General features: G+C 62.8%; 7 protein-coding genes. 3 read left to right on the top strand and 4 right to left on the bottom strand.

What is annotated here, in order from left to right:
• Positions 1-72: 72 nt before the first annotated feature.
• The gene (locus H0193_RS08625) at positions 73-4,479 is read left to right on the top strand and encodes a hypothetical protein (protein ID WP_181889421.1); all 4,407 of its coding nucleotides are present in this window, start codon (positions 73-75) and stop codon (positions 4,477-4,479) included.
• 324 nt (positions 4,480-4,803) lie between these two features.
• On the top strand, positions 4,804-9,288 hold the full coding sequence (locus H0193_RS08630) for a hypothetical protein (protein ID WP_181889422.1): 4,485 nt from the start codon (positions 4,804-4,806) through the stop codon (positions 9,286-9,288).
• A gap of 53 nt (positions 9,289-9,341) precedes the next feature.
• On the opposite strand, the gene H0193_RS08635 is transcribed toward H0193_RS08630, so the two are convergent.
• Genes H0193_RS08635 through H0193_RS08645 form a run of 3 tightly spaced genes read right to left on the bottom strand, consistent with a single transcriptional unit; the run spans position 9,342 to position 11,667 of the window.
• On the bottom strand, positions 9,342-10,856 hold the full coding sequence (locus H0193_RS08635; RefSeq protein ID WP_181889423.1) for a cutinase family protein: 1,515 nt from the start codon (positions 10,854-10,856) through the stop codon (positions 9,342-9,344).
• 2 nt (positions 10,857-10,858) lie between these two features.
• The gene (locus H0193_RS08640; protein WP_181889424.1) at positions 10,859-11,296 is read right to left on the bottom strand and encodes a hypothetical protein; all 438 of its coding nucleotides are present in this window, start codon (positions 11,294-11,296) and stop codon (positions 10,859-10,861) included.
• 53 nt (positions 11,297-11,349) lie between these two features.
• Complete coding sequence (locus tag H0193_RS08645; protein WP_181889425.1) at positions 11,350-11,667, bottom strand: hypothetical protein; 318 nt, start codon at positions 11,665-11,667, stop codon at positions 11,350-11,352.
• 62 nt (positions 11,668-11,729) lie between these two features.
• On the opposite strand from H0193_RS08645, the gene H0193_RS08650 reads away from it, so the two are divergent.
• Complete coding sequence (locus tag H0193_RS08650; protein WP_181889426.1) at positions 11,730-11,912, top strand: hypothetical protein; 183 nt, start codon at positions 11,730-11,732, stop codon at positions 11,910-11,912.
• Between the two features lies 1 nt (position 11,913).
• On the opposite strand, the gene H0193_RS08655 is transcribed toward H0193_RS08650, so the two are convergent.
• Positions 11,914-12,684, bottom strand: a complete 771-nt coding sequence (locus H0193_RS08655) for a hypothetical protein (RefSeq protein WP_181889427.1) — start codon at positions 12,682-12,684, stop codon at positions 11,914-11,916.
• Positions 12,685-12,936: the final 252 nt, after the last annotated feature.

Genomic DNA, 12,936 nt, shown 5'->3' on the forward strand with positions numbered 1-12,936 from the left:
GTTTTGGGGTCCGTGTTCAGGAACTCTCCAGGCTGCTTCGAATATCTCCCTAGACGTTGAAGGACTATGACGTTGCATAACGCAAACCTGAAAAAGCGCATCATGGCCCCCCTGGTCTCCGGTGCAGTTGCATTCGGTGGTGCAGCCGTTGTCGCTCCCGCCGCAGACGCAGACTCGCGTATTACTAGCCAGTACTCCGCCCTCGACTCCTCCGTTGAGCAGGTCGCTGTCGACTACAACCTGAAGCAGGAGTGGAACCGGGACTCGGGCCAGTACTGGACCCCGCTCGGCCCGGGCTGGTGCATCGACCGCCACCTCGATGTCCCGCGCACCAACACTGCATATGAGGTGCGCAAGCTCGACGGCACCTCCGGCTTCTACGGCTTTAACGGCGACATGGGTGGCAACCTCAAGATCGACGAGGACATTGAGCGCGCCGCCATTAACCTGACCAAGCTCATGCTCACGGACGTGAAGCAGGGCAAGAACGCCGACGCAATGTCCAAGAACGTGGCACTGCAGGCGCTGCTGTCCAACAACAAGGAGACCCTGAACCTCCTGCGCGGCTGGGTTGCCGGTTCCCGCAACGTCCAGGTTCCGGGCGTGAAGCCGATCTCCGCGCAGCAGTTCCTGCAGTGGACCGGCTTCGAGGTGCGCAAGAGCTACTTCGAGCAGAGCGGCCAGGCCAACTACTACCTGGCTCTGGACGACGCTGCTTCTTCCCGCCTGAACGTGAAGGATGGCGAGTACGTCACCATCCTGCTGCCGCGTTCCTACAACGTGTACGAGGACCTGTCCAAGGAGCCGACCAACCAGCGCATCATCACCATTGCGCAGCCGGGCCTCGAGGGCTTCGAGCCGGGCGTCAAGGAAGGCCAGACGGTCAAGACCGAGTGGGTGACCGCACCGGCCACGACCAAGACTGTCACCGAGCGCCCGACCGTGACCAAGACGGTTGAGGTCGGCTCCCCGGACTACATCAAGGAAGAAACCGTCCAGCCGACGGTGACCAAGACGCAGTACGTCCAGCCGGTGCAGGAAGAGATCGCCACCGTCACCCAGGCGGAGAAGACGGTCACCACCACCCGCCGCCCGGAGGTCTCCACCGTCACTGAGACCAAGAAGGAGTCCGCACCGGACGTCACCATCACCAAGACCGCCCCGGCCCGGACCGTGACCCAGACCGTCGTGGGCGAGCCGGAGTACGTCACCGAGACCAAGACCGTCACCCCGACGACCACCGTCACCGGCGCGAAGCAGACCGAGTACGCCACCCGCACCCTTGAGCCGAAGGTTGAGACGGTTACGGAGACCAAGCCGGCCGTGACCTCCACCGCTACCGTCACCGCTGCGCCGGAGACGAAGTACGTGGCTACCACTGTCACCAGCACCCAGCGCGAAGAGAAGACCACCACCAAGGAGGTCGAGCGCTACTTCCGCCACTACGACTACGCCTTCGACTTCCGCACCGGCGAGAAGACCGAGGAGATCGAGGTCAAGAACCTCGGCTCCTGGGACATCGACTTCGTCGACGATTCCAACGGCCTGGTCGAGGTGACCAAGGAGGTCCGCGAGGACGGCACCGCCATCCTCAAGATCACCCCGAAGAAGGAAGGCCGCGGCAAGGTTCGCATCGTTGTCGTGGACAACGAGGGCAACCGCCACGAGTACGTCATCGACGTGGTCAACGATTCCACCACCGTGGAGACCACCGGCGAGGTCACCGTGAACAACCACTACTTCAACGTGGGCGTTTCCGGTGTGAACCAGAACATCGACATCCCGGCAGGCTGGGACTACGAGATCGTCGAGGGCAAGGGCCTGGTCACCACCGAGGAGAAGGACGGCAAGCTCAACGTCAAGATCAACGACGGCGTGCTCAAGGGCAACGTCAAGATCGAGGTGTTTGAGAAGAACGACAAGGGCGAGAAGACGGGCAACAAGAACGTCTACGAGTTCAACATCGACGCCACCTCCGACAAGTACACGCAGACCCGCGTTATCGGTAACGCCAACTCCTACAAGCTGGAGATTGAAAACGTTGAGAACAAGCCGGAGATTGTCTCCGGCGAGGACCTCATCGAGTCCATCGAGAAGCGCGACGGCTTCTGGATCATCACCCCGAAGCCGAACGCCGAGGGCAAGGTTGTGCTCAAGGCTGTGGACGCCGAGGGCAAGTCTCACACCTACACCCTGGACATCAAGCCGGGCGTCAACGTCCTGGTCGACGTTGAGACCCACCTCATCGAAGAAGGCACGGATGTCGACGTCAAGACCTCCGGCGACGGCTGGAAGCTGATCCAGACCGGCGGCAACGAAGACAACTGGGACATCAAGCCGACCGATAACGGCTTTAAGATCCACAACGAAAACAACGGCACCGGCATCTTTAACCTGTACGCTCCGGACGAGAACGCCAAGGACGGCCGCATCTTGGTCGGCGTCTACACCATCGTGGCGAAGCCGAAGGATGCCACCGAGTACGAGGTTCCGAAGTTCACGCAGGATATCGTCGACCGCAACACCGCCGAATTCAAGCCGGGTAACGAGGGCAACACCTTCGAAATCATTGAGGGCAAGGACAACGCCACCCTGATCAAGACTGAGGACGGCAAGTTCCGCGTAATGCCGAACCCGGGCTTCGTTGGCGAGATTGTCGTCGCTGAGAAGTCACCGAACGGCAAGACCATCGCCGAGTGGACCCTCAACGTCACCAAGGGTGACGTTCAGGAACGCACCTTGGAAGCTGAGTCCAAGGATGAGCTCAACATCTCGGTGAAGAACCAGCGCATTGTCAAGGGCGAGCACCTCATTGACCGCATTGAGGACGGCAAGGTCTACTTCAAGGAAGGCGCTGAGGGCCAGGTCATCATTGAGAACCTGAACTCCCGCGATCTGCCGTTCCAGCGTTGGATCATCGATGTCACTCCTTCGACCCCGCGCGAGGAGAACATCACCCTCAACCCGACCTCTAAGCTGACCCTCACCATTCCTGAGGGTTCCGAGTATGAAGTCACCGACGAGTCCCTGGTTGACGTGAAGAAGGATGGCAACACCATCATCGTCACGCCGAAGGACGGCGCTGAGCGCAAGACCCAGCTCAAGGTCAAGAACGACCGTGGCGTCTACGTCATCTACAACATCGATGTTGTTCCGGGCGAAAACGGCAAGGGCGGCAGCTCCGAGTCCCGCGAGCAGAACTTCAAGCTCACCGAGGACGGCAGCTTCACCATCACCCGCATCAACAAGAACGAGATTCGCGTTGATGAGGGCGAGGAGTACGTCAACGTCAAGATCGACGAGAGGACCGGTAAGTGGATCCTGACTCCGAAGGGCAAGGACTCCATCGGCAAGACCGTCACCGTCGTCGAGGTGGACAAGAACGACAAGGTGGTCAAGCGCCACACGATCGAGATCGTGGAGCAGCCGACCCCGCTGAAGTTCGTTGAGGAGCGCGTTGTCTACAAGCGCGACTTCAACGACAAGATCATCCCGGGCAAGGGCAACACTCTGCACGTGGTCCGCGGCAAGGACCTGATCACCAACGCGGCGCCGGACTCGAAGGGTCAGCTGTTCATCCAGCCGACTGAGAACAAGTCTGGTTCCATCCTTGTCGAGGAGCGTGATTCCGAGGGCAACCCGGTCCGCCTCGTCGAGATGGAGATCCCGGGTACGGCTGAGGGTCTTACCCCGCCGGACGTCAACGCTAATGGTTCCCGCGACAAGGGCTTTGACATCAACGTCAAGGGTGGCGAGAACTCGGTCGAAGTCTACGTCTGCTACAACGATGATTGCTCCAAGAAGAAGCGCCTTGAGCCGGGCAAGGAGATTGAGGTCTCCGAGGGTGGCAAGCTGCATGTCCTGCCGGGTGCTCACCTGGACGGCGGCGTCAAGCTCATGGTGGTTCCGGTTGAGAACGGCAAGCTCAACGACAAGGAAAAGGTGATCATCAACATCACCCAGCAGAACACGACGGTCCAGGAGAAGGGCTCCTCCAGCGAGCTTGACGGCAAGTGCATTGCTTCCCTGGTTGGCCTGTCCGCTCCGCTGCTGCTGGCTATCCCGGTCGGCATCCTGTCTCAGGTCCAGATCCCGGGCCTGGAGGGTGTCTCCGCGCAGATCAACGGCGCTATCCAGGATGCGAACAACCGCATCCAGCAGGGCCTGGGCATCTACAACGAGGATCGTGCGCAGCGCGCCGCTGACCTCCAGGGTGCGTTCCAGGGCGTGAACACCGAGCAGCTCGGCATGGCTGCCGGCGCTCTTGGCGCGATCACTGTCGGCCTGCTCATCGTCGACCAGGTCCTGCGTGCCTGCGGCAAGGAGGAAGTGACCTCCTCCTACCAGCTTGGTAAGGCAACTGACAGCGAGTTCCTGATGTACGGCTCCTCTGGCAAGCCGTCCCAGGCTGAGGCTGATAAGGGCGAGGGCGAAAGCTCTTCCTCTTCCTCCTCTGAGAAGCAGGATTCTTCCAAGTAAGAACCGCCTTTAACCTGTGAAACCCGGTGCCAGTACGGCACCGGGTTTTCGGCGTTTCAATGCCGGTTTGTTGAACAATTGCGGGTTTTGTGGTGAAGATCACTCGATTTTTTTGTGTGGAAAAGTTGGACAAAGGTCGAGGTCAGCGGGGTGGAGTTATGAGTTTTGTCTTAATATCTGGACTTTTATGGCTTTCAGTGGGGTTAAGGACTTCTTTTCGTCGGTTCATTGCGATTGAATAGGGGTCTGTCAGTTTTGGGGTCCGTGTTCAGGAACTCTCCAGGCTGCTTCGAATATCTCCCTAGACGTTGAAGGACTATGACGTTGCATAACGCAAACCTGAAAAAGCGCATCATGACCGCAATGGTCACTGGTGTTATGGCTACGGGCGCGGTCGTATCCGCTCCGCTCGCAGAGGCCGCAAACGAGAACACTTCCAGCCAGCAGATCGTTGGTGCTTACGAGAAGCTCAGCGGCGCGGATCTGGCCCGCTACGACCAGATGCTGAAGCAGGCCCCGAAGGACGACCAGTCCATCGACCTGCTGCCGTCCAGCGCTGGCCCGGGCTGGTGCATCGACTGGGGTCTCGGTAACCCGTGGGATACCGGCAACTACCAGGTCCGCAAGCTCACCGGTGCTTCCGGTCGTGTCGGCAACGGCGATGCCATTAGCGAGGATGTCCGTATCGCGGCCATCAACGTGGTGAAGGAACTGCAGAAGGACTACAAGGCCTACGCAAACGGCGATCAGTCCAAGGCTGGCGCCATTTTGACCAAGAACGGCATTCTGCGCGCGCTGCTGTCCAACCAGCTGGGTTACCTGAACCAGGCTCGCGAGGATGTCGTCAACGGCAAGGTGAGCCAGTCCGCGTTTGAGAACCTGACCGGTTTCCGCATTTTGCACCACCAGGCACCGAAGGGTCAGCCGAGCTACTACCTGTCCAAGCTCCCCCGCCACGACGAGATTGCAAAGACTGTGAAGCCGGGCGAGTACGTCACCGTCCTGGTGCCGCTCGAGTACGACTACAACATCGTGCCGCGTAAGTCCTTCCAGCGTCTGATTCCGGTCCCGCAGCCGGGTCTGGATCCGAACCCGCCGAAGACCCCGCCGAGCATCGTGGAGACGATCCCCACCACGCCCGAGGTGACCACCACGGTGACCCGCCCGCAGGAGATCACCACCACGAAGACTCTGCCGAACACGACCTACACCACGACGCGGACCAAACCGGCCACTACCGTGACCGAGCGCTCCACGCTGCCGACGGCGTACACCACCGTGAGCACCCGTGAGGTACCAGGCAAGGTTGTCACTACGACCGTCACCCCGGAGCCGCACGTCACCACCGTCAACGAGACCGACTCCAACCCGCCGAAGTTTGTCACCAAGACTGTAACCCCGGAGCCGCACGTCACCACCGTGACTGAGCCGGGCAATTCTGAGGTTGTCACCGAAACTGTCACCGACACCCCGGTTGTCACCACCAAGCCGGGCGAGGTTGTCACCGAGACCGTCACCACGCAGCCGGTCACCACCGTCACCTCCACCAACACGGCAAAGACCGAGACGGTTACCAGCACCGTGAAGCAGCCGGAGACCACCGTGACCACCACGGTCACCGACGTGGAGAAGTACTACGTTGAGAAGTACTACGAGCGTGTGAAGGAAGTTTCGGAGTACTACTACTTCGCAGGTTTCACCTACGGTGAGAAGTCCAAGGTCATTGAGCTGCCGGAGAAGATCGGCAACAAGTGGTCCTTCGAGATCATCAAGGGCTCCGACATCGTCATCGTCGAGCGTTCCGAGGACGGCAAGCTCGTCATTACCCCGCGCGAAGACTTCGAGGGCGAGGGCGAGGTCGAAATCCTCATCACCGATGAGCAGGGCAACCAGCACATCTACCGCATCAAGGTCACCGACACCGTTGCGGTCAAGGATTCCCTGAACGTCAATGTGAACAACTACTTCTACACCCTGAACGCCGGTAGCGAGGACCGCGTCACCACCATCCCGTGGAAGCCGGGCGAGGAGATCGACTGGGGCCTGGGCTACGACGAGAACGGCAAGCTCATCAAGCCGAAGCACGGTGAGGTTGATGTTCTCGAGGACGAGGAAAAGGGCACCCTCACCGTCAAGGCTGGCGAGGACTACACCGGCCCCGTCATCGTGCGTATCACCGAGGACAGTGGCGAGGTTCGCGAGAACATCGTGACCGTGGAGAACAAAACCTCCAAGTTCGATGTCACCCGCGAGATCCTGAACACCTCCACCGCGAAGATCGAGTACCGCGGTGGCGACTACAAGATCCTGGGCGACGGCGACAAGAAGGTCACCATCGAGCGTGACGGCGACGTCTGGGTTGTTACCCCAAAGGAGAATGCAACTGGCGACGTTGAGATCGTCTTCACTGACGAGAACGGCTTCGAGTACAAGTACACCCTGAAGCTGATCGAGGATAAGAACGCTGGCCCGACTATTTACAACCGCGAGCTGGAGTACAAGTCCGAGAAGCCGGAAACCCTTGAGATCGAGTACGTCAAGGACTACACCGCAGAAATCGTCGCGGGCGATGACGTGGCGAAGCTCGAGAAGAAGGGTGACAAGTGGATCGTCACCCCGACCAATGAGAAGGGTGGCCAGGTCACCGTCCACGTCAAGGACGAGAACGGCCGTCTTGCAGCTGTCTGGATCATCGACGTTTCTAAGCGTGAGGTCGAGGAGCTGGAGAACCAGGAGATCGAGCGTACGGTCAGGGACCGTGCGACCGTTGAGATCACCCGTGGCTCCAAGGAGTTCAACTGGCTGGTCGTCGAAGAGGGCGGCGAGTATCTCACCGAGGGTACTGACGGCTCGAAGCTCGGCGACAAGGATAATCTCAAGCTGAAGTTCAAGCCGGTTCCGGAAGGCGAGACCCGCACCGTGAAGGTTGTGGAGTACGTCAAGGGCAAGGTCGACCAGACTGACGCCGATGGCAACCCGCTCTTGGACGAAAATGGCAAAAAGCTGCCGCAGGTCGAAGGCGATCTGCCGATCAAGACCTACACCTACACCGTCGAGCCGTCCCCGGTCCGCGAGATGAACTACACCATCACCGCGGACAACGAGCTGAAGCTCTACGGCACCAAGTTCCAGGTTGCCGAGGGCAAGGACCTGCTGGCTGAGCAGCCGGCGAAGGACGCTTCCGAGATCAAGGTGACCCCGAAGCGCGACGCCAAGGGCACCCTTGTCATCGAGAACGTCTCCGAGGACGGCTACGTCTTCGAGCGCTACACCTTCGAGATCACCCCGGGCCGCAGCGCTGAGGTGACCCCGGAGAACACCACCATGGGCTGGAACGCCGAGGCGACCATCGCGTCTGAGGACGGCGAGAAGGTTGAGGTCCTCAAGGGCGAGGAGTTCGTGGACGTCAAGCGCGACGGCGACAAGCTCATCGTCACCGGCAAGGAGAAGGCTGGCAAGGCTCTGATCCAGGTCAGCGACAAGCGTGGCGCGTACGCGCAGTACGAGATCACCCTGGTCGAGCCGAAGCGCAGCGGTCTGTACACCTACAAGATCTCCACCTCCACTGAGTTCCAGGCGACCCTGGTCAACGAGGAGAACAGCTTCCGTGTGGTCAAGGGCGCTGACGCGTTCGAGGCTCCGGAGGAGAGGAACGGCCAGTGGGTCCTGCGTCCGAAGGCTGACAAGGTTGGCGAGACCGGCATTGTCGCCGAGTTCAACAAGAACGGCCAGGAGATCAACCGCTACAAGCTGGAGATCGTCGAGTCCAAGACCACCGGCGCACGTCAGCAGACCGACTTCCTCATCGAGGGCGACGCCAAGGAGCTGAAGAAGCTGGACGAGGGCAACAAGGTTGTCGTCGTCAGCGGCAACGACCTGGTTGACCTCAAGGACAACGGCGGCTCCGTCGAGCTGACCGCGAAGAAGGGCTCCGCCAACAAGGTGGTCCGCGTCGAGGAGCGCAACTCCAACGGCGACCTGGTCCGCGTCGTCTCCTACGGCATCTACCCGGAGGGCACCCGCACCGCCGAGGGCAATGTGATCAGCGAGAACCACGACCTGCCGGTGATTGACACCAGCATCAAGAACAACTCCCCGGTTGATGTCACCTTCCCGGACAACGTGAACGACATCATCTTTACCAAGGGCAAGGAGTACTTCGAAGAGGTCAAGAAGACCGACGAGGGCGTCACCCTGGTCCCGCGCAAGGATCTGAAGCCGGGCACCTACAAGGCGACCTACCTCCTGGTCGGCCCGGATGGACAGTCCTACGGCGAGCGCGAGATCGAGATCACCGTCAACGTTGAGAACAACACCCGCACCGAGCAGAAGGGCTCCTCTGGCGAGCTCGACGGCAAGTGCATCGCCGGCATCGTGGGCCTGACCGCTCCGCTGCTGCTGGCTATCCCGCTGGGCATCCTGTCCCAGGTCCAGATCCCGGGCCTGGAGGGCGTCTCCGCGCAGATCAACGGCGCTATCCAGGATGCGAACAACCGCATCCAGCAGGGCCTGGGCATCTACAACGAGGACCGCGCACAGCGCGCAGCTGGCATCCAGGGCGCGTTCTCCATCGAGAATCCGGAGCAGCTCGGCATGGCAGCTGGCGCCCTGGGCGCCATCTCCCTGGGTCTGCTGGCAGTCGACGGCGTCATGCGCGCCTGCGGTGCGGAGGAGTACACCTCCTCCTACATGATCGGCAAGGCCACCGGCAGCGAGACGCTGATGAACGGTTCCTCCGGCAAGTCGGACAACAAGTCCACCGACAAGGCTGAGGGCGAGGCTGAAGGCTCCTCCGACAAGGAGAAGTAAGCCCCCGAAGAGCTAATGCCCACCAGGTCCACCCTGGTGGGCATTTCTCTTGCCTACTTCCCGGCAACCCCCTCGACCACCTCGCCGAGCCAGCCCAGCGCGTAGTCGTAGCCGGTGCGCCCCTCCACCGAGTACCCGCCGGGGATGTCGGTGTAGCCCAGCTTGTAGTACGACATGTGCCGCGGCCCGAAGTCGCCCGCCAGCTTCGCGGATGCCACCAGGTTGGCGTTGGCGGGGTGGTCGTAGGCGGCGCGCAGCCCCGCGGCATCCACTGCCTGAGCACTCAGCTTTGCGACGAGCTCCCGCACCACCACCTGCCTCCCCTCCGTACCCGTGGGCGTGCGGGGAACCACGCCGAAGCGCTCCAACCACCAGTACATCTGCTCCGCAGCCTGGATCGCGCGGAACACCTCGAGCATGGCGTCGAACCAGGCGGCGGCTGGCGAGTCACCAAGCGCGCCGCGCAGCCCATTCAATCCCTGGAGCATCCACTGCCAGGTCACGCCCTCCTTCGCCAGCTCCGGCGCCGCAGCCGCGAGAGCGATGGCGGCTTGCTGCTCTACAGGCGTGGGGCTCGCGGCACTCGCGTGGCGCCCGGCGGCGGAGAGGATCAGGTGGAGTTCGTAGAGGATTTGGGGGGCCACGGTGGCGTCGAGAAGCGAAAGCCCCGATTCTTTGACTGCCTCGCGCGGGGGCATGCCGCTAGCCCGCAGCTGCTGGAAGCGCGCCACGTGCATACCGGTGAAGGCGTTGAAGGGGCCGAGCAACACGTCGCGCGCGGCCACGTCCGCGACCGCGCGCAGAACGGAATCCGGGTCCGTCGCGCACGCCATGTCAGCGCCGTTGCACAGGGAGAGCACCTTGCCCTCAAGTCCGTTAAAGCTGGCGCTGCGGGTGCCGGCCAGGCCGACGCGGGTGGGCTCGAGGGTGGTGCCGCCGGTCTGGACCGTCTCAAAGTTTGCGCCCCGCACGCCCTTCGGTGCGGCCGCGTAAAGGCGCGATTTGCGCGCGGACTCGGCGGGTTCGCGCACGGGGGCGCGGGCGGGGTCGGCGAACAGCAGCACCGCGGCGATGTCGTCAGCGCCCACCCCGCGCACGCGCCCGGCAGCGGCCTCCGCGGCGGCGTCGCCGATCAGGTGCGCGCCCTGCGAGTAGCCGATGAGGATGAAGCGGGTGCCGGGGCAGTGCCGGGCCACCGTCTCCATCTCCAGGGTGGCCACGTCGCGGCCGTAGCGCACGGACTCGCCGTAGGTGGCGGCCTCCGTGCCCTCCAGGCCGTTGCCGGCGCTGCCCAGCGCGCTGAACCTGCCCAGCGAGGCCGGGTACTTCACGGTGTGGGTGGACACGGTGCGGGCGCCGAAGCGGCGTTGGAGGTCGTCGGCGGGGGAGGACGCGTCGTCGAAAAGCGTCTCGCGCGCGGACGGATCCCAAGAATGCGAAAACCCCGTGCCAGCCGCCTGGATGACGTGCACGGGGTGGCAGCGCAGCCTCACCGCCTCCGCCTTCGGCGCGGCCACCGCCGCCGGGATCAGCGCGGCGGCGAGCGTGAGGGCGAGGGCGCGCTTCACGGCTACTTACGCGGCAGGGCAGCCAGCGCGAGGCCGATGCCCACGAGCCAGGAGTCCTTCGCAATGGCAAGGCCTGCGCTGGACGGGCGGATGCCGTCGTCCTCGGTGTACTGGTCGCCGCCGAAGTACATGGTGAGCAGGCCAGCGCCGAACGCGGTCAAGCCCAGGCCGGCGAGGCGGTTCGGGATCAGCGGGCACAGAAGCGCCGCACCCAGGGCGGTTTCGGCGGAGGCGAGGCCGGTGGCGAACGTCTCGGCGTCGACCTGGCCGAGCTGCGGGATGCCGTCGGTGGCCATGTCGCGCAGGCCCTCGGCGCCTTCCTTGTCCACCTGGAACTTGCCCAGGCCGGAGTTCAGGATCAGGGCGCCGGTGGGGATGCGCAGCGCCGCAGACGGCAGACGCAGGTTGATCTTGTCCTTGTTGGATTTCTTGAAAAACATGGGTGGGGTCCTTCGATCTATCGGGGAAATGTTGTGCCCCGCCCATGGTAGGGCTAAACCGTCAGCTCGGGGTGGAGATCCTTCATCCGCCAGGTTCGGCGGGCGTACAGAGCCGCGCACGAGATGGCTACGGACATCGCGCCGACGAACAGCAGCACGGTCACGGCGGTCCACATGCGCGGGTCGTACGACTGTGTGCCAAACAGTGCGTAGCGCACCAAATCCACCGAGTAGTGGGCATCGCCACCCTCTACCGTCACTTTCCCACCCGCGCCGCGCTCTACGACGCCTGCGCGATCGTCTTCCTCGAACGCATCGAAGCACTCCTCGACGACACTCTCGACGGCTTCGAGGACAACCCCGTCGAGCACTTCGAATCCTTCGTCTGGGCGCTCGTCGAATCGGGCGTGGGCATCCTCGCCGCGACGTCTTCATGGGCAAGGTGCAATTGCTTATCGACGCCGCCGCCCCCCACGGCATCATCGCCCCCGGCCAGTCACCCATGCAGCTGGCAACCGAGCTCGTCGTGGCGACGCGGCCGCTCGCCGACATTCTCCCGGACGTGCGCGACCGCCTGGTGCGCCACCTCATGGCGGGCTGGCGCACCACGGCGTGATTTAGTCCTCGCGCAGCTCGTGGCGGCCACCGTCGATGTCGTCCTCCGCGGAGTGCTGGGGGTCGGTGGCCTTGCGCTGGTCGTCCGCCAGGGTGTCCAGGGTGGTCAGGCCCTCCCCGCCGAGGTCCTGGGAGCTGGTGGCGTCGGTAAGCAGCTGCTCCTCACTCGGCTCATTCGGGAACACGCCGCCCTCAACGCCCTCCTCACGACGGGTGCGATCCCGGTCGTCCTCCGTGCGCGTCGAGTACACGATGGTGGAGGAACCGCGCGTATCCGTCTCCGTGCGGGTCGGCGCCGGGCGGTACGTCTTCGCCGGCTCATCCTCGCCCGCGAGCTTGTCCTTGAGGAAGAACTCCCAGGCCGCCCACGCGCCGCCCGCGAGCGCCGCGGTGGCCAGGGTGGTGCCGATGACCTTGCCAACGCCGCCCTTCTTCTTTTTCTTCGCGCTCTTCTTTGCGTTCTTCGCGTGCTTCTCCAGGAACTCCTGGCGCTCCTTGCGGCTCGGGGCGGCGGCCTCGAACTGCTTGCGGCGGCGGTCCAGGCGGTCGTGCGCGTCACGAGTGATCTCGCCGGCCTGCGCGCGGGCGGTGCCGTAGAGCTCCTCCAGCTCGTCGATGTCGAACTTGTCGTGGATATCGTCCAGCTTGCCGTCCTTCAGGTTGTCCAGCAGGGACTGGTAGATGTCGCGCTCGCGCTTATCGTTCTGGTCGCGCAGGTACTTCCACGCCTGGTTGGCAAAAGCGGCGGCGAAGCCGATGTTCTTCAGGTTCACGGGTGTCTCCTTGTGTTGCGTTTGAAAGTTTCGGGTGGTTACGCGGCCCAGGGTAGCGAAATCCGCGGGGCTCGCCGTTTTCCGCCGCCGCGCCACCCACACGCGTACCAAGCGTTACGCAAAAGTGAACAGCTTGGTCCATTTTGCGCGATTAACATTCACGCCAAATAACCGCGTGCGCAGCGGAAACGCCGCCCAAAACCGGTAGCGCATTGTGGCGGTTACGTGGCGTCAATAAGTTTCAAGGCACCG

The sequence above is a fragment of the Corynebacterium haematomassiliense genome (assembly GCF_013978595.1).
GTDB lineage: Bacteria > Actinomycetota > Actinomycetes > Mycobacteriales > Mycobacteriaceae > Corynebacterium > Corynebacterium lehmanniae.